Source organism: Phenylobacterium sp. (assembly GCF_004799395.1).
GTDB lineage: Bacteria > Pseudomonadota > Alphaproteobacteria > Caulobacterales > Caulobacteraceae > Phenylobacterium.
This window is the reverse complement of sequence record NZ_SSMZ01000304.1, coordinates 1-21,399: the sequence shown is the minus strand read 5'-3', so window position 1 is coordinate 21,399 and position 21,399 is coordinate 1. Positions and strand designations below refer to the sequence as shown.

Here is a 21,399-nt window from a genome sequence, read left to right as displayed (position 1 = left end):
AGCGCGATCAGCGCCGCGTCCAGCTGGCCCGCTTTCAGCGAGGCGATCAGCCGTTGGGTCAGGTCCTCCCGCAGGAAGAGCCGCAGCTTGGGAAAGCGCGCACGCAATAGGGGCAAGGCGCGCGGCAACAGGAAGGGCGCCACGGTCGGGATCACCCCCAGGCGGAACCGGCCGGTCAGTGGCTGGCCGGCGTTCTTGGCCGACTCCACCAGCTCCTCGGCCTCGTTGAGGATGACGGTGGCGCGGCGAAGCGCCTCCTCGCCCACGGCGGTCAGGATCACGCCGGACCGCGCGCGGTCGACGACGGCGGCGCCCAGGATCCGCTCGAGCTCCTGGATGCCGGAGGATAGCGTCGGCTGGGTGACGTGCGCGGCCTCGGCAGCGCGGCCGAAGCTGCCCTGTTCGGCGAGGAGCTTCAGGTACTGGAGCTGGCGAAGGGTGGGGAGCATGCCACCAACATAGGCTTGCTCTATCGAAATTCCATAGCCAATCGATTGGCTATTGGCCAGGCCGGTCCCTATTTCAGCTCCATCGCGGCGGCCCAGCCCGGTCCGCGCCAGATTGCAGATGGAGATCAATATGTTGACTGTCGGCCAGACCCTCCCGGACTTCAAGATCGTTGGCGTGAAGCCGGGCTTCATGCGCCACGAACAGGACGGCGAGAGCGCCTTCGAGACCCTCACGCCGGAAAGCTTCCCCGGCCAGTGGAGGGTCATCTTCTTCTATCCCAAGGACTTCACCTTCGTCTGTCCGACGGAGATCGCCGAGTTCGCCCGCCTCAACCCGCAGTTCGCCGAGCGTGACGCCGTGGTCCTCGGCGGCTCCACCGACAACGAGCATTCCAAACTCGGCTGGCGGCGTGAGCACCCGGACCTGCACAATCTGCCGATCTGGAACTTCGCGGATAGCTCCGGCAAGTTCGCCCGCGCGCTCGGCGTGCTGAACGAGGACGAGGGCGTCGCCTATCGCGCCACCTTCGTGGTCGACCCGGACAACGTGATCCAGCACGTCTACGTCACCAACCTGAACGTCGGCCGCAATCCGCAGGACACGCTTCGCGTACTGGACGCCTTGCAGACCGACGAGCTTTGCCCCTGCAATCGCTCGGTCGGCGGCGAAACCCTGAAGGCCGCCTAACCGCCCAGTCCTCCCCGCTTCGTCATGGCCCGGCTTGTCCGGGCCACCCAGCCCTAAGCGCCAGACGCGTCCGACGCGTCCGACGCCGAACGGATTTGGGATGGGTCACCCGGACAAGCCGGGTGGTGACGGGCCTTTTTTCCGGAGATTTGAAATGTCCCTCGAAACCCTGCGCGAGACCCTGCCGGCCTACGCCAAGGATATCAGCCTGAACCTCTCGAGCCTGGCGGGCGAAACCCTGCTCAGCGACCAGCAGAAGTGGGGCGCCTTTGTCGCCTCGGCCCACGCCGCGGGCTCGCCGCCGGTCATCAAGGCCATGGAGGCTGCCGCGGCCGACGCCGGCCTCAGCGTCGAAGCCCTGACCGCCGCCAAGGCGGCCGCGGCGATCATGGGGATGAACAACGTCTACTACCGCGCCACCCACCTGCTCACGAACAAGGAGTACGCGACGCTTCCGGCGCGGCTGCGGATGAATGTCCTGGCCAACCCCGGCGTCGAGAAGGTCGATTTCGAGCTTTGGTCGACGGCGGTGTCGGCGGTAAACGGTTGCGGCATGTGCCTCGACGCCCACGAGGCCGAGCTGAAGAAACACGGCGTCACGGCCCAGCAGATCCAGACCGCCCTGCGCATCGCCGCGGTGGTCAATGCGGTCAGCCAGGTGATCGCCGGCGAGGCGGCGCTGGCCGCCTAATCGGGCTTGCCGGTCTCGACGGACCTCTTGAGCCTGGCGAGCTGCTCGCCCAGCACCCGGTCGATCGGCGCCGCAAAGTTTTCGCTCAGGCCGCCCTTTACGTAGCCGCCGACGTCGTAGGTCATCACGACGTCGGTCGCCGCGCCGGCGGCCTTGAGCGTCACGACCATGTGTCCGCTGGCTCCCGTGAGTTGCAGGGGACCCAGGCTTCCGAACAGCCGCAGCTGGGTAGCGCCGTCGGTGTAGACGATGGTCATGTGCCGCACGGCGCCGCGCTTGAGGCGCTCGCAGAAGCAGCCGGACGGATCGAAGTAGAGGTTCTTGGCGTCGTGGGACCAGGTGTGGTCGGAGCTCCACCAATGGTCCGGCCGCATCAGGGCGTCCCAAACCTTGCCCGCAGGCGCCGCCACCGTCGCCCGCTCGGTCACCTCGAACCCGGCGGCGGATCGGTCCGTGATCTCCGCGCGGGCGGGGCCCGCCAGCACGATGCACCCGACGGCCGCGACGATCAGGCTGCGCATTGGAAGTTCCCCCTAAGCCGGCTCGAAGCTTAAAGCCGATCCCCAGAAAGCTTCAACCAGTCCGGACTGCGCGCCGGCCCGTCCCGTAGTCAGGAAGCGGCGGGTCCCGCCGGCGCCGGGATCGAACTCCATGTGCCGCTCCAGGTAGCGGACAAGCGCGTCTGCGGTGGCCCGGGGCTGATGGATCAGCGGCGTCCCGGGCGTCAAGGCGTCGCGGAACAGGTCGCTCACGATCTCGTAGTGGGTGCAGCCGAGGATCGCGCGATCCGGCAGCCGTCCGATCCGCGTGGCGATCGCCTGCACATGCCCCGCGATGTCGGCGGCGAGGGACTCTCGCGTCGCGTCCTGCTCGATCATCGCGGCCAGGTTCGGGCAGGGTTGCGAGAAGACGGCGACGTCCTGGCGGCGCTTGTCGATCTCGATCTCATAGACGCGGCTGGCGGCCGTGGCCGGCGTCGAGAACACCGCCAGGATGTCCAGCTTCTCCACCTTGTCGCCGCGCCGCTCGGCCTCGTGCTCCCAGGGCAAGCCGGTCGCCGCCTCGATGGTCGGGACGATGATCCCCAGCACATTGACCGGCCGGCCCAGCTCTCGACGGTACCCGGGTAGCCACGTCTGCTGCAGGCGGCGCAGTGCGATCCCCGAGGCGGTGTTGCAGGCCAGGACCACCAGGCTGCAGCCCAGGCCGAACAGCCGCTCGCAGCCGGCCCGCGTCAGGTCGACGATCTCCTCGCCGGGACGGCCGCCGTAGGGGGTATTGGCCTGGTCTGCGAGGTAGATGAAGTCAGCCTTGGGGAACCGCTCGACCAGCGTGCGGTGGACGCTCAACCCCCCTACGCCGGAATCGAAAACGCCGATGGCCATGGCCCGGTGTTAGCCGCCGACCGGAGCCTCGTCCACGCCGACACCGGCGATCACGTTTTTTGTTTCAAGTTGACACTCCCGTCAGCGCGACCCATATGCGCCGCCAACAAGACAAGCTTAACGACTGGATTCGTGCTGTCGGCGACTTGCGCTGGCGGCGGCCTCCAGGTCATTTCCTCTATCCGGACCCTGACCGCCATGCCCGCCCAACCCGCTTTCGACCTGGAGTCGACGCCAGCCATCGCCTTGGAAGTCGATGTCCAGACCGCGCTCGCCCTGTCGCGCGCCACCACCCGCGCCGTGACCGCCATCTCCCCCAAGGCCCACCGCGCCATGATGGACGCGCTCGGCGTCGAGGCCGCCGTGCAGGAAGCGCAGGGCGGACCGGTCGCAGAACTGGTCGCCACCCTGATCAAGGGCCACCTCGACCAGCTGAAGTGAATTCGGGCCCGCCCCCTCGCCGGCCCATGCGGGTTAACCTGGAGGCCCGCGCGGCGCTCGCCGAGCAGCGGCGAGCCCGCACCCGCGACCGGCTACTTGTCGCCGCCGAGGCGGTGATCGCCGAGAAGGGCCTGAACGGCGGCTCCATCGAGGCGTTCGCCCGCGCCGCCGGGGTCTCGCGCGGGACGTTCTACAACTACTTCCCGACCGTGGCCGACCTCATCGCGGCGATGAACCGGCGCGTGGCTCGGCACATGGGCGGCCTGCTTGGCGAGATTGCGCGCCGCCCCGCCGACCCGGCGACACGCTTGGCCGCCAGCCTGCACGCCATGCTGGAAGCCTACCGAATCGACCCGATCCGCGGCTGGGTCGCGGTACAGCTGGCCAGCTCGACGGTCCCGCGGACGCGAGCCTATGAGGACGCCTTCGCGGCGCTCTACAGCGAGGGCGTCATGCGCGGCCAGTTCCGCGCGGTCGATCCGATGGCGGCCATGACGCTCTGCTTCGGCGCGCTGCGGATGGTGCAGCGCGATGTGGTCGTCGGCGACGCGGCGGCTCGGGCCGAGGAACTGATCGCCCTGGTGCTCGCCGCCTATGGCGTGCCCTTCGATGACGCCCGGACGATCAGCCGCCAGGAAGCCGGGCGCGTCTAGCGGCCGCCCTGCAGAGACCGCCTTCCGCTATCCGCGTTCGCCCGCTAAGCCGGTGGTCGAACAACCGGGAGGCGTTCCTTGATCATGCCCAGCATCCTGGATCGCCGTCGCCTGATGCTCGGCTCCGCGGGCCTGGGGCTCCTCGGACTTGGCGGCTGCGCAACCACCACGCTCAGCGCTCCGGGCGCAGCGCCGGACACCGTGCCCTACGCCGAGCGCCGCCCGCCGATCATGCCGGTGCACGCCAGCACGAATCGGATCTTCGACATTACCGTCTGCCTGCGGCCCTTCCGCGCCCAGGGGCCGCGCCTAGACGCCGAGCAGGTGGGCGACACGCTGGTCGTGCACAACTACGGCCACGGCGGTTCTGGCTGGTCGCTGTCCTGGGGCTCAGGGACCATGGCGGTCCGCAAGGCCATGGCCAACAGCCCCAAGGAGATCGCCGTCGTCGGCTGCGGCGCCATCGGCCTTTCGTCGGCGATCCTCGCCCTGGAAGCCGGAGCCAAGGTCACCATCTACGCCAGGGACATGCTGCCCGACGCCCGCTCGGCGCGCGCCACCGGCAGCTGGACGCCGGACAGCCGCATCGCCCTGACCAGCGCCGCCGGCCCAACGTTCGCGGTCCTCTGGGAGGAGATGGCGCGCATCTCCTACAAGCGGTTCCGCCGCTACCTCGGCCTGGCCGATAGTCCGGTCGAATGGAGCGAGCGCTACTTCCTCTCAGATGCACCCACCGATCCGCCGCCAGCGAGAACCAGACCGGAACTGGACTTCGCCCGCTATTCCGACCGCATTGGCGACATCGTACCCCATGGCGAGGACCTGCCCGCGGGCGCGACGCCGTTTCCCGGACCGGTGCATCGCAGCTCGTCGATGCAGTTCAATGTCGCCGACTACGGCCACACCCTGATGGCCGACTTCCTGGCCATGGGCGGCCACGTCGAGCACCGCGAGTTCCAAAGCCTTGGCGAGCTGGCGACGCTCAAGGAGAAGGTGGTGATCAATTGCCCGGGCTATGGCGCCCGCGCGCTGTGCCGCGACGAGAGCGTGACCCCCGTGCGCGGCCAGATCACCTGGTTGATTCCGCAGGCGGAGGTGAACTACGGCGTGTTCTACAAGGACGTCAGCATGCTCTCACGGCGCGACGGCATCGTGGTCCAGGCGCTCTGGGGCGGCGACATGTTCGGTTACGGCGACGACCACGAAGTGATCGACCGCGTCGAGGCCGAGCGGGCGGTGAAGACGCTCGCGGAACTCTACGGGCGGATGAAGGGCTAGGCGAGCCGTCGCTCCACCCGCTCGCGCCACAGCGCCACCAGCGGAGTCACGGCCAGTTCCATCACCAGCGGCAGGCTGACCGACAGCGGAAAGCCGGTCTGGACGGCGCCCGCAAGCCGCGCCAGGCCGCCCACCACCACGATGGCGGCGAGGGTCCGCACCACGGCCCCGCGCCGCTCGAGGGTCGGGACGCACGCCCAGAAGGTCAGGCCGATGCCGAGCAAGAGTCCTGAGAGATAACGGGCTTCGCTGGCTGAGGTCGCGCCGATGGTCGTCATGTGGCCGAGCGCGCCCCAGAGCCCGCCGCCCACCGGAACCACGCCCGCCAGCAGGATCACCGCCTGCAGCAGGCGGCGTTCGAGCGCGGGGCTCAATCGAACAGCGACGGTTGCGGCGCTTCGGCGGTGGCCGCCCGACTCCGGGACGACGTCGGCGGCGCGGGCTCCAACACCTTGGCGCCCTCGATAGCCAGCAGCTTGACCTTGGTGTTCACCCCGCCCCGCGCCGAAAAGCCGCCGAGCTTGCCGCCCGCCGCGGTGACCCGGTGGCAAGGCACCACGATCGGCCAGGGGTTCTTGCCAAGCGCCGCGCCCACATCGCGGGCCAGCATCTTATCCCCCAGCTTCTCGGCGATCTCCCCATAGGTCAGGGTCTCGCCCGGCGGGATCGCGCGGGCGATCTCGTAGACCCGGGCGTTGAATTCCGGGACGCGCTCGATCTCGATCGGAACGTCCAGCAAGGCGTTCGGCTCGCCAGACAGCAACTCGCGGATTCCCGCGATGGCGGCCTCGGCCATCGGCGTCGGCGGCGCTTCAACCGCATCGGGATAACGGCGCAGGAAGCTGCGGCGCGCGTTCTCCCGGTCAGCTTCGGGCAGGTAGACACCGACGAGGCGTTGGCGGTCGCTCCAGGCCAGACCCGCGTGGCCGATGGGCGTTTCGAAGAGGCTGTAGCTGGTCATGCGAGGAACATAGGCCCGTTCGCCGAAAGGCGCTGGCGGCTTTCGGACATGGATGCAGGCGCACAAGTTCCTCCCCCCTTCGGTAGGGTGGCCCGAAGGGCCGGAGGCGGCTTCCTCCCCGGTCTGAGTGGAAGCCCCTCAGTCGGCTTCGCCGACCGCTCCCCCGAAGGGGAGCAACTGGGTAGACGCGGCCAGACTGCGGCCTAAATCTCAGGGCGGCTATTCTGCTTGCCGGTCCAGGCGTCTCGACTTTGATGGCGCCTTCCTTGACCCACCACCCCTCTTAGGCGCATAAGCGCGCCCTTCCGGCGCCAACCTCGGTCAGCGCCCTCTACCGCCACGACCCCCAGGCCTTATCTGGGACGAGGGCGGCGAGGCCCCCCGTCCACGCAATCGTGCACGGGGGTCGACTGCGTTTGGGCTTTAGGAGCGATGCTTGTTTGACGCACTGACAGATCGGCTCTCCAGCGTCTTTGACCGCCTGAGCGGCAAGGGCGTCCTGTCGGAGAAGGACGTCGACGAGGCGCTGCGCGAGGTGCGCGTGGCCCTGCTAGAGGCCGACGTGGCCCTGCCGGTGGTCCGCGACTTCATCGCTAAGGCCAAGGAAGCGGCCACCGGCGAGGCGGTGATCCGCTCGGTCCGTCCCGCCGACCAGGTGGTCAAGATCACCTACGACGGCCTGGTGGAGATGCTGGGCGGCGAGGGTGAGGCCCAGGGCCTCAACCTGTCGCTGAACCCGCCGACCGTGATCATGATGGCGGGCCTGCAGGGCTCGGGCAAGACCACCACCGCCGGCAAGCTGGCGCTGAAGCTCGCCAAGGACCGCAAGAAGGTCCTGCTGGCCTCGCTGGACACCCGCCGTCCGGCCGCCATGGAACAGTTGGCGACCCTGGCCACGCTCGCCGGCGTCGACAGCCTGCCGATCGTCGCCGGCCAGGCCGCGCCAGACATCGCCCGCCGCGCGCTGCAGTCGGCCAGGCTACAGGGCTACGACGTCGTCATCCTCGACACCGCCGGGCGCACCACGCTCGACGAAGCGATGATGAGCGAGGCGGCTGAGATCGCCAAGATCGCCAACCCGTCCGAGACCCTGCTGGTCGCCGATGCGCTGACCGGCCAGGACGCGGTCCGTACGGCGAAAGCCTTCCACGAGCGCCTGCCGCTGACCGGCCTGGTGCTGACCCGCGCCGACGGCGACGGCCGCGGCGGCGCGGCGCTGTCGATGCGCGCGGTCACCGGCCTGCCGATCAAGTTCCTCGGCGTCTCGGAGAAGATCGACGGCCTGGAAGTGTTCGACGCCGCTCGCGTGGCCGGCCGGATCCTGGGTCAGGGCGACGTGGTCGCGCTCGTCGAAAAGGCCAGCCAGGAGCTCGACGTCGCCAAGGCCGAGGCGATGGCCAAGCGGCTCGCCAAGGGACAGTTCGACCTCGACATGATGGCCGAGCAGCTTCAGCAGATGAAGCGCATGGGCGGCATGGAAGGCCTGATGGGCATGCTGCCCGGCGTCCAGAAGATCAAGAAGCAGATCGCCGAAGCCAACATCAACGACAAGATGGTCGACCGGCAGGCCGCGATCATCGGCTCCATGACCAAGCTGGAGCGCAGGAAACCCGACATCCTGGCCGCCTCGCGCAAGCGCCGCATCGCCGCCGGCGCCGGCGTCGACGTGGCCGAGGTCAACCGGCTCCTGAAACAGCACCGCCAGATGGCCGACGCCTTCAAGATGATGAGCAAGGGCGGCGGCAAGGGCTTCGCCCAGATGGCCCAGATGCTCGGCGGCATGGGCGGGCCCGGCGGCGGCGACCGGCTGAAGACCCTGGGCGGCGGCAAGATGCCGATGCCCTCCGAAAAAGAGATCGAAGAGATGGCGGCCAAGCTGCAAGGCGACGGCGGCTTCAAATTGCCTGGCCTGGGCGGCGGCGGTGGCCTGCCCCCCGGCTTCAACCCTTTCAAAAAATAGCTGAAACCCTAAGGACTTAGACAAATGCTGAAGATCCGTCTCGCCCGTGGCGGCGCCAAGAAGCGCCCCTACTATTCGATCGTCGTCGCCGACAGCCACTCGCCCCGCGATGGCCGCTTCATCGAGAAGGTGGGTTCCTACAACCCGCTCCTGAAAAAGGACGACCCGAACCGCGTCGTGCTGAACGTCGAGCGCATCTCCGAATGGATGGGCAAGGGCGCCCAGCCCACCGACCGCGTCGCCCGCGAGCTGTCCAAGCAGGGCCTGGTGAAGTGGGAAGCCGGTAACAACCCGAACAAGGGCCAGCCGGGGACCAAGGCCAAGGAACGCGCCGGCGAAAAGGCCCAGCGCGAAACCGACCGCCTCGCCGCCATCGAGGAAGCTAAGAACAACCCGCCGCCGGCCCCCGAGCCGGAGCCGGAAGTCGTCGCCGAAGCCCTCATCGCCGAAGCCGCGCCGGCGGAAGAGGCCGTGGCCGAAGAGGCTCCGGCCGCAGAAGAAGCTCCGGTGGCTGAACCTGTCGCCGAGGAAGCTCCAGCTGCCGAAGCCGCCGCAGAAGAACCGACCGCTGACGCCGCTCCGGCCGAAGAAGCCCCTGCCGAGGCGCCCGCCGCCGAAGCCGCGGCCGACGAACCGACCGAAGGCTGATCCGGCCTTCGCTCTTGAGCGACGACCTGATCATGGTGGGCCGCGTTGCGGGCGCTTTCGGCGTCCGCGGCGAGGTCCGCATCACCAGCTTCACGGCCGAGCCGCTGGCGCTGGTGGACTACAGGACCTTGCTGCGTGAGGACGGTTCGCCCGGCCTCACGCTGGCGAGCGGCCGCGTCGCCAAGGGCGGCGTGGTGGCGCGCGCGGCGGAGGTGACCACGCGCGACGAGGCCGAGGCGCTCCGCGGCCTGAAGCTCTACATCCCCCGCGCCAGCCTTCCCGAACCCGACGAGGACGAGTTCTACGTCGCCGACCTGGTCGGGATGGAGGTCCGCAGCCTGGAGGGCGACCGGCTGGGCCAGGTGAGGTCGGTACGCGATTTCGGCGCCGGCGATCTCCTGGAAGTCGCTCCCGCCGCTGGCGAAAGCTGGTGGCTGCCCTTCACCCGCGAGGCCGTGCCCGAAGTGCGCATGGCCGACGGGTTCCTGGTCGCCGTGCGCGCCGACGAGGTGGAATAGCCGCGCAAGATGCTCCCCCCGAAGGCGAGGAATTTGGTCCGCTACGCCTTCGGCTTCCTCATCCGCATCAGGCCCTCCTGGGCCACCGACGCCACAAGAGTGCCATCGGATGCGAAGATCGAGCCGCGGATGAAGCCGCGACCGCCGGACGCGCTGGGGCTGTCCTGGGCGTAGAGGTGCCAGTCGTTGAAGTTGATCGGCTTGTGGAACCACATGGCGTGGTCGAGGCTGGCCGACTGGAAGCCCGGCGTCTGCCAGTGGACCCGGTGCGGACGCATTGCCGTGGACAGCAGGTTCATGTCCGAGGCGTAGGCCAGGATCACCTGGTGCATGTGTTGGTCGGCGCCGATCGGTTCGCGACAGCGGATCCAGCTCTGGCTTTCCGGATCCTTGGCCTCGCCGGCCTGGAAATAGCTGCGCGCGTCCACCGAGCGCATCTCGATGGGCCGCGGCCGCGAGAGCCAGCGCTTGGCCTCCTCCGGCGCATTCTTCATCGCCTCCTTCTGCATCTCCGCCTCGTCCGGCAGATCGTCCCAAGGCGCGGCGGCAGGCATGGGCGCCTGGTGCTCATAGCCCTCCTCGTGGGCCATGAAGGAGGCGGCGAGGTTGAAGATCTGCTGGCCGTGCTGGATGGCGATTACACGACGGGTGGTGAAGCTGCCGCCGTCGCGGCTGCGGTCCACCTCGAAGATGATCGGCACGGTCGGGTCCCCGGGCCGGATGAAATAGCAGTGGAGCGAGTGGCAGATGCGGTCTTCCACCGTCTCGTAGGCCGCCAGCAGCGACTGTCCGATCACCTGGCCGCCGAAGATGCGGCCGGGCGAATTGTCCGAGGTCACGCCGCGGAAGAGGTTCACTTCGAGACGCTCCAGCAGGAGCGTCTCGGCCAAGTTCTCGGTGATCATGAGGCGCCGCTTACGCCGCGCGCCAGGCGCGGGCAAGCGCGCGGCTAGAAGTAGTCGGCCAGCGTCAGCCGCCGCTCGGTCCCGTCGACCAGGGTCAGGGCGGCGGTCCGACCCGCGGCGCCGAAGATCCATTGCGAGGCATCGCTGGCCATGTAGTCCGGTGCGATGGGCCGACCGTCGAGGGCGGTGATCAGCTCGCCAGCCTTCCAGCCGCTCCGCGCCGCCGGGCTGTCCAGCGCCACATGATCGACGACCAGCACGCCCGGCGCCTGCGGCGACAGCGACAGCCCTGTGCGGTTCTTGCGGAACGGCCGGACCGTCGCGTCCGAATAAGGCGTCATCCAGATTCGGTCGCCGCCAAAGTCGATGGTCAGGCGAAAGCGGCCGAGCAACTGCAGGCCGATATTGGCCGGGACGCGCGTGGTCAGGCCGGGCGTGATCACCGTCGGCACGCGATCAAAACCGAGGCCGCCCAGCTGGATCCCGTCGAGGCACGCCTGGACGCTCTCGCGCGGGCCATCGGCCCCGACGGCCAGCTCGGTCGAGAGCCGATGGCCGGCCAGCAGGTGGTGGGCCTCGGCGAAGTCGCGGTCGAGCAGCAGGCCGCCGGCGTTGCCCAGGTCGAGGATCGCCTCGGTCGGAACGCCGGCGACCACGATCGGCAGGCTGCGCAGGTCGCCCGACGGGCTCAGCGACACCGGCCTGCCGGGCGGCGGGACGAAGCCGGAGCGCGGGATCAGGCCGATTCTGCGGCGCTGGAAATCGATCTCGACCACCGCCTGGTCGAAGACGTCGCGGCCAAGCAGCACCTGCACCGGCCGCGGCACGATGCGGGCCACGGCGCTCAAGTCCATCACCGCCACGCGCCGGCCGCTCATGGCGAGCTCGCCGGCCTGCAGATCGACGCGGGCCTGATGGACGCCCGCCACGCCGCCGGCGACCCCGTGCGCCTGGATGCCGCCGCCGAGCGTGACGCCTAGAGCCTTGGCGAAGGCCGTATCCAGCACGCTGGCGCCGGCGCCGGAGTCCAGCCAGGCCTCCGCCGGACGGCCGTTGACGGTGATCGGGAACAGGATCTGGCGGTCGTGGACGAACAGGAAATCGAGCGTTTGGGCCGACGCCTCAACCGCGCGCCCCAGGCCCGGCGCCAGGCTGAGACCGGCCGATAGCGCGAGGAAGCGGCGTCGCTGCATGGGCCGGACGCTACACGCCAGCCTTGACGGGCGCACGCCCCGCGGGGCCTTAACCGCGGACCATGTCCTTCGACGCCACCGTGCTGACCATGTTTCCCGAGGCCTTTCCGGGCCCGCTGAGCGTCTCGCTGATCGGCACAGCCTGGCGCCAGGCTGGTCTGTGGTCCTTGGAAACGCTGGACATTCGGGGCTTTTCCACAGATAAGCGCGGCTTCCTCGACGACACCCCTGCCGGGGGTGGCCCGGGGCAAGTGATGCGGGCGGACGTGATCGCCTCGGCGCTGGACAGCGTGGAGCGGCGCGGGCGGCCGCTTTTGTATATGAGCGCCCGGGGCCGGCCCCTGACCCAAGCGCTTGTAAAGACTTGGGCTTCCGGGCCTGGACTGATCGTCCTTTGCGGTCGGTTCGAAGGGGTGGATCAGCGGGTGCTCGACGCCCGCGGGTTCGAGGAGATCGCGGTTGGCGATGCGGTCCTGGCCGGTGGCGAGGCCGCCGCGATGGTGGCGATCGAGGCGTGTGTACGGCTGGTCCCGGGTGTGTTGGGACAGGCCGCGAGTTTGAGTGAAGAAAGCTTCGAGGACGGGCTCCTCGAGCATCCGCAGTACACGCGACCGCGGACGTTCGAAGGGTTGGACATCCCCGAGGTCCTCTTGGGCGGCAACCACGCCGAGGTTCGGAAGTGGCGGCTGGCCGAGAGGGAGAAGACCACGCGGGCGCGGCGGCCGGACTTGTGGGCGCAGCGATCCGCCAATCAACAGGCAAAGGGCGATTAAGCCCAGAAGGACCAAGACCATGAACGTGATCGAGACCCTCGAAAAGGAAGAGGCAGACCGCCTCCTCGCCACCCGCAAGATCCCCGAGTTCCAGCCGGGCGACACCGTGCGTGTGAATGTGAAGATCAAGGAAGGCGAGCGCGAGCGCGTCCAGGCCTACGAGGGCGTCTGCATCGCCCGCGGCGGCCACGGCATCAACGAGAGCTTCACGGTGCGCAAGATCAGCTTCGGCGAAGGCGTCGAGCGTCTGTTCCCGGTGATGAGCCCGATGATCGACTCCATTGAAGTGAAGCGCCGCGGCGTCGTGCGTCGCGCCAAGCTCTACTATCTGCGCGATCGCCGCGGGAAGTCGGCCCGGATCGCCGAGCGCTCCATGGCCCGCACCACCGAAGAGACCCCCGGGACTTCGGAAGCCTAAGCGCTCCGAAGCTCAGCGAATTTCAGGCGGCGGCCGCAGCGATGCGGTCGCCGTTTTCGTTTGCGCGGCGCCCGCGGATCGCGTCTCTGTTCGCTGAACCGGAATAGGGATTACGGAATGGCGGCGAAGATCGGCCGAACGCTGGCGGACTCCACGCCCTATTGGCCGCCGGGCCCCAAGGTTCCGAAGACGGCGCCCAACATCCTGGTGGTGCTGTTCGACGACGTCGGCTTCTCGGATTTCGGTTGCTATGGCTCGCCGATCCAAACCCCGACCATCGACGGCCTTGCCGCCGCAGGAGTGCGGCTGAACGGCTTCCACACCACCGCCATGTGTTCGACGACGCGCGCGGCCCTGCTGACCGGGCGCAACCACCATTCGGTGGGCGTGGGCTGCCTGGCCAATTTCGACAGCGGGTTTCCGGGCTATCGCGGCAAGATCGCCAAGGAAGCCGGCACCCTTCCGGAGATGCTGCGGCCGCACGGCTACCGGAACTACATGGTCGGCAAGTGGCACGTGACCTCGTTGACCGAGACCGGGCCGACGGGGCCCTTCGACGGCTGGCCGCTGGGCCGGGGCTTCGACCGCTACTACGGCTTCATGGACGCCGAGACCGACCAGTATTCCCCGGAGCTGGTCCGCGACAACACGCCCATCGAGCAGCCGAAGAGCTATGCCGAGGGCTACCACCTGACCACCGATCTGGTGGACCAATCGATCCGCTACATCGCCGATCACGCCGCCAGCGCGCCGGACAAACCCTGGCTCCTGTGGCTGGCGCCCGGCGCCTGCCATGCGCCGCACCAGGCGCCGAAGGACATCATCGAGAGCTACGACCCCATCTTCGCCGAAGGCTGGGACGTGGAGCGCGAGCGCAGGCTGGCGCGCCAGAAGGCGTTGGGGATCGTGCCCGCCAACACCGACCTGCCGGCGCGCAACGACGGCGTGCGGCCCTGGACCGACCTCTCGGCCGACGAGCAGACCGTGGCTGTCCGCCTCCAGAGCGCGTTCGCCGCCATGCTCGATCACACCGACCGCGAACTGGCCCGCCTTGTGGCCTTCCTCGAAGAGGCCGGGGTGCGCGACGACACCCTGATCCTCGTCATGTCCGACAATGGCGCGAGCCAGGAAGGCGGCCCTAACGGCTTCGTCAACGCAATGGGGCCCTATAACGGCAAGGGCGAGCCGCTGGCGGAGAAGCTGGCGCGGCTGGACGACATCGGCGGACCGGACAGCCACTCCAACTTCCCGCATGGCTGGGCCATGGCGTCGAATACCCCGCTGCGCCGCTACAAGCAGAACACCCACGGCGGCGGCATCCGCGACCCTCTGGTGATCTCCTGGCCCAAGGGGATCGCCCGGCGCGGCGAGGTGGTCGAAGGCTTCGCCCACGCCTGCGACCTGGTCCCGACGATCCTCGACATCCTGAGCGTGGACGCGCCGTCCGAAGTCGCGGGCGTCGTCCAGATGCCCATCGAAGGCGAGAGCTTCCTGGCCCGGCTGCAGGGGCCCGGAGCGCCGGATCGGAACAGGCCGCAGTATTTCGAGATGTTCGGCCACCGCGGCCTCTGGAAGGACGGCTGGAAGGCCGTCGCCTTCCACCCGCCGGGCGCGCCGTTCGAGGCGGACAGGTGGGAGCTCTTCCACCTCGACGCGGATTTCTCAGAGGCGCACGACCTGGCCGAAGCCGAGCCGGCGCGGCTGAAGGCCCTGCAGGACGTATGGTGGTCAGAAGCCGAGGCGCATCAGGTGCTGCCGCTGGACGACCGCTTCGCGCCGCGCTTCGCCGAGAACTCGGCCCGCTTCGCAGGCCTGCGCAAACGCTACGTCTTCCATGCCGGCATGGGCCACCTGCCTTCCGACGTCGCGCCGGACGTGCGCAGCCGCTCCTACCGGATCGAGGCGGAATTGATCGTCCCGCCCGGCGGCGCGGACGGCGTTCTGATCGCCCACGGCGACGCCACCAGCGGCTACAGCCTCTACGTCAAGGGCGGGCGGCTGCACTACACGCTGAATATCGGCGGCAAACTCGAGACGCTGGCGGCCGATCGGCCGACGCCTGAGGGGCCGCACATCCTGGGCGTCGCTGTCCGCCAGGGCCCCGATGGCCGGGACTTCACCCTGACGGTCGACGGCCGCCGCGCCGCCTCGATGTCCACGACGCTCGGATTTGCGACCCTGATCTCCTGGTCCGGCCTAGATATCGGCCGCGATCGCGGCAGCCCTGTCGCGCCTTATGAGGCCCCGTTCGCCTACGCCGGGACCCTGCGCCGCGTCACCGTCACCATGGATGACGACCAGATCTTGGACGGCGACGCGATCGGCGAGGCTGAAATGGCGCGGCAGTAGGGCTCAATTCCCTCGAAGGTGTTGCGGCAGGCCGTCGTCGATCCGCACCCAGTCGAGCTTCTCGCTGATCCAGATGTGCGAGCCGGGGGCGAGCGCCGCCGGATCGTCCAGGGTGGTCAGCGACACGGCGATCCACGGCCCGTCCTGCGGCTCGGCGAAGACCGGCGTCCCGCAGCGCACACAGGAGAGCCGGTGCAGCCTCTGCGACGAGGCCCAGCTGGTCGTATCGCCGGTGCGCTCGACGTCAGCGTCGTTGAACAGGGCGCGGGCGAAATAGGGGCCGCCGGTGGCCCGCTGGCAGTTGCGACAATGGCAGAAGCGAACATTGATCGGCTCGGCGGACGCCCGCCAGCGTATCTGGCCGCACAGGCAGCCGCCTTCATAAGGCCCGCTCACGCGGCCCGGCTCTCCCGCACATAGGCGGTCGTGCCCTCGACCAGGTGGTCGAACATCAACCGCATGCGCCGGCTGCCGCGCAGGTTCTCGTGCATCACCACATAGGCCGGCAGCACGAAGAGGGTGAAGTTCGGCAGCACCCGGATGAGGCCGTGGCGGCGCGCGAGTCCGTCCTGCATCACCCCGATCCCGAACCCTGCGCGGGTGGCGGCGAGCTGGGCCAGGTCGCTGTCAGAGCGGAAGGTGAAGGTCTCACGGCTTACCGGCATGTTCAGGCCCGGCACGTCACGGATTCCACGCCCCGGGCTGTCGAAGCCGATGATGGCGTGATCCTCGAACTCGGCCAGGCTCTGCGGCGCGCCGTGGCGTTCCAGGTATTCCGCCGTTGCGTAGAAATTGATCGAGATCTCGCCCACCTTCTTGGCCACCAGGGCGCTCTGGCTGGGCGGGCTCATCCGCACGGCGATATCGGCCTCGCGGCGCGACAGGTCGTCGTTGATGTTGGAGAGCATCAGCTCGATCACCACCCCCGGATGCTCTTCGCGGAAGCTGGTCAGCATGGGCGGCAGCACCTCGGCGCCGACGATCTCGCTGGCGGTGATGCGGATCGAGCCGGAGAGCGAATTGGCCGCGCCCGAGGCGTCGCGCACGGCGGCGGAGGCGGCGGCCGACATGTCGTGCAGGTGCGGCTTGAGCTCCAGCGCCAGGTCGGTGGGCTGCAGGCCCCGCGGGCTGCGCAGGAACAGCGGCGAGCCCAGGCGCTGCTCCAGGGTCTCGATGTGGCGGCCCAGGGTCGGCTGGGTCAGGCCCCGGAGACGCGCCGCCGCCGACAGGGTGCCGGCTTCCAGCACCGCATGCAGGCTTTGGAACAGGTCCCAGTCGTTCGGCCCAGGCATGCGCGGATGAATAGCTGTTCCAGAGGATTCGGCAATTCTGTTGCAGATGGGCGTGGCGCATCTCTTGTTCAAGGAACACGGAGATACGGAAATGACTCTCAAGACCCAACAGAAGCTGGCGCTGGTGATCGGCGCGACCGGCGGAATTGGCGGCGCGGTCGCCGAGCGGCTGCTGGCGGGCGGCTGGCGCGTGCGGGCCTTGCATCGCAATCCGGACACCGCGCGGCGGACCTCCGGCCGGCCCGGCCTGGACTGGGTTAAGGGCGACGCTATGGTCGAGGCCGAGGTGGTGGCCGCCGCCGAGGGCGTCAGCCTCGTGGCGCACGGCGCCAATCCTGCCGGCTATCGCAACTGGGCCGGCCTGCAGATGCCCATGCTGGCCTCGGCTATCGCTGCGGCAAGAGCGGCGGACGCGCGGCTGATCTTCCCGGGCACGGTCTACAATTTCGGCCCCGACGCCTTCCCGAATCTCACTGAGGACAGTCCGCAGAACCCGGTCACCCGCAAGGGCGCGATCCGGGTGCAGATGGAAGCCGCGCTGAAGGCGGCCTCCGACGAGGGCCTGAAGGTGCTGATCGTCCGCGCCGGCGACTTCTTCGGCCCGAAGACCACGGCCAACAGCTGGCTCGCAGCTGGCTTGGTAAAGGTCGGCAAGCCGCTGGCCAGCGTCACCTATCCGGGTCCGCTGTCGGTCGGCCACAGCTGGGGCTATCTGCCGGACGTGGCCGAAACCATGGTGCGGCTGGCGGAACGCGACGACCTTTCCACGTTCGAAGTCTTCCACATGTGCGGGCACACCGTCACCGGCGATGAGCTGGTCGCCGCCCTTTCGCGGGTGGCCGGGCGCAAGCTCTCCGTCAGCCGGCTCCCATGGTTCGCCGTTCGCGCCATGGCGCCGTTCAACGAGACGATGCGCGAGATGCTGGAGATGCGTTATCTCTGGGAGACGCCGGTGCTGCTGGACAACGCGCGGCTCGTCACGCGGCTCGGCGCCGAACCGCACACTCCGATCGACGAGGCCCTGCGCCAAGCCCTGGTTGGCCTGCGCGTGCTGCCACAGCCTGTGGGCCAAATGGCCGCCTGAGGCAGGAAATTGCGCTGCGGACCGGTGGAATGCGTCGCTGCGGCACTAGACGTGCGCGGGGGTGCGGACCTACATGCGCCCCATGCCCGGCAAGACCCTCTACGACAAGATTTGGGACGCTCACGTCGTCACCCTGCAGGACGGCGAGGCGATCCTCTACATCGACCTGCACCTGATCCACGAGGTGACCACGCCGCAGGCGTTCGCCGGCCTTCGGCTCGCCAAGCGCCCGGTGCGCCGGCCGGACCGCACCCTTGCGGTCGCCGACCACAATGTCCCAACGGAGGGCCAGGCGCTCGGCGTCGGCGCCGTCGCCGACGAGGAGGCGCGCCTGCAGCTCCAGACCCTGGAGCGCAACGTCAAGGACTACGGCATCGAATTCTTCCCGATGGGCGACGTGCGCAACGGCATCGTCCATGTGGTGGGCCCCGAGCAGGGCCGCACCCAGCCCGGCATGACCATCGTCTGCGGCGATAGCCACACCTCGACCCACGGCGCCTTCGGGGCCCTGGCTCACGGCATCGGCACCTCCGAGGTCGAACACGTCCTGGCCACCCAGACACTGCGCCAGACCAAGGCCAAGAACTTCCGCGTCAACATCGAGGGCGAGCCGATCCCCGGCGTCGGCGCCAAGGACTTCGCCCTGGCCGTGATCGGCGCCATCGGCACCGCCGGCGGCACGGGCTACGTCATCGAATACGCCGGCTCCGCGGTGCGCGCGCTCTCCATGGAAGGGCGCATGACCCTCTGCAACCTGACCATCGAGGCCGGCGCGCGGGCGGGGCTGGTGGCGCCAGACGAGACCACCTTCGCCTATCTCATGGGTCGCCCCTCGGCGCCCAAGGGCGGCGCATGGGAGATGGCGCTCAGCTATTGGAAGGGCTTCTCCACCGATCCCGACGCTCAGTTCGACCGGGAGATCACCCTCGACGCAGCCGAGATCGCGCCCCTGGTCACCTGGGGCACGAGCCCGGAGGATGTGATCGCGGTGAGCGACCGAGTGCCGGCCCCTGAGGATTTCGCCAGCCCCGACAAGCGGGCCTCCGCCGTCCGCGCGCTGGAATACATGGGCCTGGACGCCGGCCAGCCGATCACCGAGGCCAGGGTCGACGTGGTGTTCATCGGCTCCTGCACCAACAGCCGCATCGAGGACCTGCGCGCCGCCGCCAAGGTCGTTGAGGGCCGCAAGGTCTCGCCCAGTGTCCGCGCGATGGTCGTGCCCGGCTCTGGCCTGGTGCGCGCTCAGGCCGAGGACGAGGGTCTGGATGAAATCTTCCTGGCCGCCGGCTTCGAATGGCGCGAGCCGGGCTGCTCCATGTGCCTGGCCATGAACCCCGACAAGGTGCCCCCGGGCCAGCGCTGCGCGTCCACCTCCAACCGCAACTTCGAAGGTCGCCAGGGCCGCGCCGGCCGCACCCATCTGATGAGCCCGGTAATGGCCGCCGCCGCCGCCATCGCTGGCCACATCACCGACGTGCGGGACTACCTGTGAGGACGCGCTCTTGATCGGGGGCCTCGACCACGTCGCCATCGCGGTCCGCGACTTCGACGCGGGCGTCGACGGCTACCGCCGCCTGCTCGGCCGGGAGCCGGAACTGGAGCCGCGAGACGGCGCCGACCGCGCCTGGTTCCACCTGGCCAATATGGCTCTGGAGGTCATCGCGCCGAGCGGCGACGGCCCCGCCGGCGACCGGGTGCGCGCGCGGCTGGACGACGCCGGCGAAGGCCTGTGGATCGCGGCGTTCCAGGTCGACGATGTCGCGGACGCCGCGCGCCTGCTGAGCCGTCGGGGTCTCGACGTCGAGACGGTTGGATCGGTTGCTCGCGTGCGCGCCGCCGGCCTGGACTTCGTGCTCACCCCCGGCCGCATTGGCGCACGGCCCTCGCCCGTCATCGGGGCGGAGGACGCCGCCGTCCCGGCGCTGGACCACATCGTCGTCCACACCTCGAACCCCGACCGCGCGCTGGGCCTCTACGGCGCCAGGTTCGGGCTCGACCTGCGGCTCGACCGCGCCAACGAGCAGTGGGGCGCCCGCCAGCTGTTCTTCCGCTGCGGGGGGACGCTGTTCGAAGTGGGCGCGAGCCTGAAAGCGCCGGTCACCGATGCGCCGGACCGCTTCGGCGGCCTGGCCTGGCGGGTCACCGATCCCAACGCTGCCCAGGCCCGCATCGCCGCGGCCGGCTTCGACGTTTCCGAGGTCCGGGCGGGCCGCAAAACCGGCACCAAGGTCTTCACCGTGCGCGACGCGCCGGGCGGCGCGCCGACCCTGATGCTGATGCCGTCACCCGAACTGGAAGCCGCCTGATGGACGCCTTCACCCGCCTTGACGCCAAGATCGCGCCGTTGCCGCTGGCCAACATCGACACCGACCAGATCATCCCCAAGCAGTTCCTCAAGACCGTGGAGCGCGAAGGCCTGGCCAAGGGGCTGTTTTACGACCTGCGCTTCGACGGCGAGGGCAAGGAGCGGCCCGGCTTCGTGCTGAACAGGCCTGAGTACAAGGGCGCAGGCGTCCTGGTGGCCGGCGACAATTTCGGCTGCGGGTCGAGCCGAGAGCACGCGCCCTGGGCGCTGATGGACTTCGGAATCCGCTGCGTGGTGTCCACCAGCTTTGCGGACATCTTCTACAACAACTGCTTCCAGAACGGCCTCCTGCCCGTCGTCCTGCCGGCCGAGCAGGTGCAGGCGCTGATGGAGGAGGCCAAGGGCGGCAACCACCTCGTCACCGTCGACCTGGAGGCGCAGACCGTGCTGTCCCCTGCGGGCGAGACCTTCCACTTCGAGATCGATCCGGTCCGTAAGGAGAAGATGCTGAAGGGCCTCGACGCCATCGGCGAGACCCTTCAGATGGCCGCCGACATCGACACCTACGAGATGAGACGGGCGCTCGACCGCCCGTGGCTGGAGGACGCATGAGCCTGATCATCGCCGGGACGGTCCGCGTGCCGCCGCAGAACCTGGCCGCCCTTCGCCCCCATCAGCTCGCCATGCTTGCGGCGAGCCGCGCCGAGGATGGCTGCATTACCTACAGCTACGGCGAGGACATAGCCGAACCCGGCCTGATCCGGGTGTTCGAGGTCTGGCGCGACCAGGCCGCCATCGACGCCCACTTCAAGGCGCCGCACATGGCCACCTGGCGGGCGGCCTGCGCCGAGCATGGGGTTTCCGATCGCAAGCTCTTCGCCTACGAAACCGCCTCGGAACGCGCGCTTTAATCTTCGAGGCCCTTGATGACCGACCTGCTGCTCCTGCCCGGCGACGGGATCGGGCCCGAGGTGACCGCCCAGGTGCGCCGGGTGGCCAACCGGCTGGCCAACGACCTGACGATCGACGAGCGCCCGTTCGGCGGGACCAGCTTCGATCAGCTCGGCACGCCGCTCGCGGACGAGACCCTGGCGATGGCCCAGGACGCCCGCGCTGTGTTGATGGGCGCGGTGGGCGGCCCCAAGTGGGCCAATGCCCCGCGCGACAAGCGGCCGGAGGCCGGCCTGCTCGGCCTGCGCGCCGGCATGGGTGTGTTCGCGAACCTGCGTCCCGCCATCTGCTTCCAGCCGCTGGCCGACGCCTCGTCTTTGAAGCGCGAACTGGTCGAAGGCCTGGACATGATGATCGTTCGCGAGCTGACCGGTGGGGTCTATTTCGGCCAGCCGCGGTTCATCGAGGACCTGCCGGACGGCGGCAAACGCGCCGTGGACACCCAGGTCTATACGAC

Annotated in this window: 26 protein-coding genes; 17 read left to right on the top strand and 9 right to left on the bottom strand. The window is 69.1% G+C overall.

From position 1 onward, the window contains the following. Nucleotides 1–449 (bottom strand): LysR family transcriptional regulator (locus E8A12_RS19595; RefSeq protein ID WP_293371949.1); only part of this gene is annotated, 449 nt, incomplete at its 3' end. 130 nt (nt 450–579) lie between these two features. Here E8A12_RS19595 and E8A12_RS19590 point away from each other — a divergent pair. After that, on the top strand, nt 580–1,137 hold the full coding sequence (locus tag E8A12_RS19590; RefSeq protein WP_293371947.1) for a peroxiredoxin: 558 nt from the start codon (nt 580–582) through the stop codon (nt 1,135–1,137). A gap of 154 nt (nt 1,138–1,291) precedes the next feature. Beyond that, complete coding sequence (locus tag E8A12_RS19585) at nt 1,292–1,828, top strand: carboxymuconolactone decarboxylase family protein (protein ID WP_293371945.1); 537 nt, start codon at nt 1,292–1,294, stop codon at nt 1,826–1,828. Here E8A12_RS19585 and E8A12_RS19580 read toward each other — a convergent pair. Together E8A12_RS19580 and E8A12_RS19575 are read right to left on the bottom strand one after the other, a co-directional pair. Then, nucleotides 1,825–2,349, bottom strand: a complete 525-nt coding sequence (locus tag E8A12_RS19580) for an SRPBCC family protein (protein WP_293371943.1) — start codon at nt 2,347–2,349, stop codon at nt 1,825–1,827. The genes E8A12_RS19585 and E8A12_RS19580 overlap by 4 nt on opposite strands. A gap of 12 nt (nt 2,350–2,361) precedes the next feature. Further along, nucleotides 2,362–3,213 (bottom strand): aspartate/glutamate racemase family protein, encoded by an 852-nt coding sequence (locus E8A12_RS19575; RefSeq protein WP_293371941.1) that lies wholly within the window; start codon nt 3,211–3,213, stop codon nt 2,362–2,364. Between the two features lie 198 nt (nt 3,214–3,411). Between E8A12_RS19575 and E8A12_RS19570 the strand changes: the two genes are divergently transcribed. The 3 genes from E8A12_RS19570 to E8A12_RS19560 all read left to right on the top strand — a co-directional run bounded on the left by E8A12_RS19570 (nt 3,412) and on the right by E8A12_RS19560 (nt 5,585). Next, nucleotides 3,412–3,654 carry a hypothetical protein gene (locus tag E8A12_RS19570; RefSeq protein ID WP_293371939.1) on the top strand — a complete coding sequence of 81 codons (243 nt, stop codon included), beginning with the start codon at nt 3,412–3,414 and terminating at the stop codon, nt 3,652–3,654. Nucleotides 3,655–3,680: 26 nt separating this feature from the next. After that, nucleotides 3,681–4,307: a TetR/AcrR family transcriptional regulator gene (locus E8A12_RS19565; RefSeq protein WP_293371937.1), complete on the top strand. Its 627-nt coding sequence runs from the start codon at nt 3,681–3,683 to the stop codon at nt 4,305–4,307. An 84-nt stretch (nt 4,308–4,391) separates the two neighbouring features. Next, entirely contained in the window at nt 4,392–5,585 is a 1,194-nt protein-coding gene (locus E8A12_RS19560) for an FAD-dependent oxidoreductase (protein ID WP_293371953.1), read from the top strand. On the opposite strand, the gene E8A12_RS19555 is transcribed toward E8A12_RS19560, so the two are convergent. Both E8A12_RS19555 and E8A12_RS19550 read right to left on the bottom strand, forming a co-directional pair. Beyond that, nucleotides 5,582–5,959, bottom strand: coding sequence for a DUF4345 family protein (locus E8A12_RS19555; protein WP_293371935.1), 378 nt, complete (start codon nt 5,957–5,959; stop codon nt 5,582–5,584). The two genes, E8A12_RS19560 and E8A12_RS19555, sit on opposite strands and share 4 nt — an antisense overlap. After that, on the bottom strand, nt 5,956–6,546 hold the full coding sequence (locus E8A12_RS19550; RefSeq protein WP_293371933.1) for a methylated-DNA--[protein]-cysteine S-methyltransferase: 591 nt from the start codon (nt 6,544–6,546) through the stop codon (nt 5,956–5,958). The genes E8A12_RS19555 and E8A12_RS19550 overlap by 4 nt, the downstream gene beginning before the upstream one ends. 436 nt (nt 6,547–6,982) lie before the next feature. On the opposite strand from E8A12_RS19550, the gene ffh reads away from it, so the two are divergent. Genes ffh through rimM form a run of 3 tightly spaced genes read left to right on the top strand, consistent with a single transcriptional unit; the run spans nt 6,983 to nt 9,672 of the window. Further along, on the top strand, nt 6,983–8,506 hold the full coding sequence (gene ffh, locus E8A12_RS19545) for a signal recognition particle protein (RefSeq protein WP_293371931.1): 1,524 nt from the start codon (nt 6,983–6,985) through the stop codon (nt 8,504–8,506). Between the two features lie 24 nt (nt 8,507–8,530). Next, a complete protein-coding gene (gene rpsP / locus E8A12_RS19540) occupies nt 8,531–9,154 on the top strand; it encodes a 30S ribosomal protein S16 (protein WP_293371929.1) in 624 nt (207 codons plus the stop codon). 14 nt (nt 9,155–9,168) lie between these two features. Further along, on the top strand, nt 9,169–9,672 hold the full coding sequence (gene rimM, locus E8A12_RS19535) for a ribosome maturation factor RimM (protein ID WP_293371927.1): 504 nt from the start codon (nt 9,169–9,171) through the stop codon (nt 9,670–9,672). Nucleotides 9,673–9,713: 41 nt separating this feature from the next. Here the strand turns inward: rimM and E8A12_RS19530 are convergent, their stop codons facing one another. Together E8A12_RS19530 and E8A12_RS19525 are read right to left on the bottom strand one after the other, a co-directional pair. Next, complete coding sequence (locus E8A12_RS19530; protein WP_293371925.1) at nt 9,714–10,577, bottom strand: acyl-CoA thioesterase II; 864 nt, start codon at nt 10,575–10,577, stop codon at nt 9,714–9,716. 44 nt (nt 10,578–10,621) lie between these two features. After that, nucleotides 10,622–11,770, bottom strand: a complete 1,149-nt coding sequence (locus E8A12_RS19525) for an aspartyl protease family protein (RefSeq protein ID WP_293371923.1) — start codon at nt 11,768–11,770, stop codon at nt 10,622–10,624. A gap of 62 nt (nt 11,771–11,832) precedes the next feature. Between E8A12_RS19525 and trmD the strand changes: the two genes are divergently transcribed. From trmD to E8A12_RS19510, 3 genes are all read left to right on the top strand, one after another. Further along, nucleotides 11,833–12,543: a tRNA (guanosine(37)-N1)-methyltransferase TrmD gene (gene trmD, locus E8A12_RS19520; protein WP_293371921.1), complete on the top strand. Its 711-nt coding sequence runs from the start codon at nt 11,833–11,835 to the stop codon at nt 12,541–12,543. 19 nt (nt 12,544–12,562) lie between these two features. Further along, on the top strand, nt 12,563–12,961 hold the full coding sequence (gene rplS / locus E8A12_RS19515) for a 50S ribosomal protein L19 (protein WP_293371919.1): 399 nt from the start codon (nt 12,563–12,565) through the stop codon (nt 12,959–12,961). A gap of 117 nt (nt 12,962–13,078) precedes the next feature. Next, nucleotides 13,079–15,310, top strand: coding sequence for a sulfatase-like hydrolase/transferase (locus E8A12_RS19510; RefSeq protein WP_293371917.1), 2,232 nt, complete (start codon nt 13,079–13,081; stop codon nt 15,308–15,310). Nucleotides 15,311–15,313: 3 nt separating this feature from the next. Here E8A12_RS19510 and E8A12_RS19505 read toward each other — a convergent pair whose 3' ends face one another. Both E8A12_RS19505 and E8A12_RS19500 read right to left on the bottom strand, forming a co-directional pair. Next, on the bottom strand, nt 15,314–15,706 hold the full coding sequence (locus tag E8A12_RS19505) for a GFA family protein (protein ID WP_293371915.1): 393 nt from the start codon (nt 15,704–15,706) through the stop codon (nt 15,314–15,316). Continuing rightward, the gene (locus E8A12_RS19500) at nt 15,703–16,602 is read right to left on the bottom strand and encodes a LysR family transcriptional regulator (protein WP_293371913.1); all 900 of its coding nucleotides are present in this window, start codon (nt 16,600–16,602) and stop codon (nt 15,703–15,705) included. Before E8A12_RS19500 ends, E8A12_RS19505 begins: the two co-directional genes overlap by 4 nt. 91 nt (nt 16,603–16,693) lie before the next feature. On the opposite strand from E8A12_RS19500, the gene E8A12_RS19495 reads away from it, so the two are divergent. The 6 genes from E8A12_RS19495 to E8A12_RS19470 form a co-directional block, all read left to right on the top strand. Further along, entirely contained in the window at nt 16,694–17,686 is a 993-nt protein-coding gene (locus E8A12_RS19495) for an NAD-dependent epimerase/dehydratase family protein (RefSeq protein ID WP_293371911.1), read from the top strand. A gap of 82 nt (nt 17,687–17,768) precedes the next feature. After that, nucleotides 17,769–19,178: a 3-isopropylmalate dehydratase large subunit gene (leuC, locus tag E8A12_RS19490; RefSeq protein ID WP_293371951.1), complete on the top strand. Its 1,410-nt coding sequence runs from the start codon at nt 17,769–17,771 to the stop codon at nt 19,176–19,178. Between the two features lie 10 nt (nt 19,179–19,188). Next, complete coding sequence (locus E8A12_RS19485) at nt 19,189–19,992, top strand: VOC family protein (protein WP_293371910.1); 804 nt, start codon at nt 19,189–19,191, stop codon at nt 19,990–19,992. Next, the gene (gene leuD / locus E8A12_RS19480; protein ID WP_293371908.1) at nt 19,992–20,603 is read left to right on the top strand and encodes a 3-isopropylmalate dehydratase small subunit; all 612 of its coding nucleotides are present in this window, start codon (nt 19,992–19,994) and stop codon (nt 20,601–20,603) included. Before E8A12_RS19485 ends, leuD begins: the two co-directional genes overlap by 1 nt. After that, a complete protein-coding gene (locus E8A12_RS19475) occupies nt 20,600–20,902 on the top strand; it encodes a putative quinol monooxygenase (protein ID WP_293371906.1) in 303 nt (100 codons plus the stop codon). Before leuD ends, E8A12_RS19475 begins: the two co-directional genes overlap by 4 nt. Nucleotides 20,903–20,917: 15 nt before the next feature. After that, the coding region (locus E8A12_RS19470) for an isocitrate/isopropylmalate family dehydrogenase (RefSeq protein ID WP_293371904.1) at nt 20,918–21,399 on the top strand (482 nt) is incomplete at its 3' end.

Bases quoted from the DNA above. Each gene is read 5' to 3' on its own strand.
- E8A12_RS19590 (WP_293371947.1), top strand. From the start codon at position 580: ATGTTGACTGTCGGCCAGACCCTCCCGGACTTCAAGATCGTTGGCGTG.
- E8A12_RS19585 (WP_293371945.1), top strand. From the start codon at position 1,292: ATGTCCCTCGAAACCCTGCGCGAGACCCTGCCGGCCTACGCCAAGGAT.
- E8A12_RS19580 (WP_293371943.1), bottom strand. From the start codon at position 2,349: ATGCGCAGCCTGATCGTCGCGGCCGTCGGGTGCATCGTGCTGGCGGGC.
- E8A12_RS19575 (WP_293371941.1), bottom strand. From the start codon at position 3,213: ATGGCCATCGGCGTTTTCGATTCCGGCGTAGGGGGGTTGAGCGTCCAC.
- E8A12_RS19570 (WP_293371939.1), top strand. From the start codon at position 3,412: ATGCCCGCCCAACCCGCTTTCGACCTGGAGTCGACGCCAGCCATCGCC.
- E8A12_RS19565 (WP_293371937.1), top strand. From the start codon at position 3,681: ATGCGGGTTAACCTGGAGGCCCGCGCGGCGCTCGCCGAGCAGCGGCGA.
- E8A12_RS19560 (WP_293371953.1), top strand. From the start codon at position 4,392: ATGCCCAGCATCCTGGATCGCCGTCGCCTGATGCTCGGCTCCGCGGGC.
- E8A12_RS19550 (WP_293371933.1), bottom strand. From the start codon at position 6,546: ATGACCAGCTACAGCCTCTTCGAAACGCCCATCGGCCACGCGGGTCTG.
- rpsP (WP_293371929.1), top strand. From the start codon at position 8,531: ATGCTGAAGATCCGTCTCGCCCGTGGCGGCGCCAAGAAGCGCCCCTAC.
- E8A12_RS19530 (WP_293371925.1), bottom strand. From the start codon at position 10,577: ATGATCACCGAGAACTTGGCCGAGACGCTCCTGCTGGAGCGTCTCGAA.
- E8A12_RS19525 (WP_293371923.1), bottom strand. From the start codon at position 11,770: ATGCAGCGACGCCGCTTCCTCGCGCTATCGGCCGGTCTCAGCCTGGCG.
- trmD (WP_293371921.1), top strand. From the start codon at position 11,833: ATGTCCTTCGACGCCACCGTGCTGACCATGTTTCCCGAGGCCTTTCCG.
- rplS (WP_293371919.1), top strand. From the start codon at position 12,563: ATGAACGTGATCGAGACCCTCGAAAAGGAAGAGGCAGACCGCCTCCTC.
- E8A12_RS19510 (WP_293371917.1), top strand. From the start codon at position 13,079: ATGGCGGCGAAGATCGGCCGAACGCTGGCGGACTCCACGCCCTATTGG.
- E8A12_RS19500 (WP_293371913.1), bottom strand. From the start codon at position 16,602: ATGCCTGGGCCGAACGACTGGGACCTGTTCCAAAGCCTGCATGCGGTG.
- E8A12_RS19495 (WP_293371911.1), top strand. From the start codon at position 16,694: ATGACTCTCAAGACCCAACAGAAGCTGGCGCTGGTGATCGGCGCGACC.
- leuC (WP_293371951.1), top strand. From the start codon at position 17,769: ATGCCCGGCAAGACCCTCTACGACAAGATTTGGGACGCTCACGTCGTC.
- leuD (WP_293371908.1), top strand. From the start codon at position 19,992: ATGGACGCCTTCACCCGCCTTGACGCCAAGATCGCGCCGTTGCCGCTG.
- E8A12_RS19475 (WP_293371906.1), top strand. From the start codon at position 20,600: ATGAGCCTGATCATCGCCGGGACGGTCCGCGTGCCGCCGCAGAACCTG.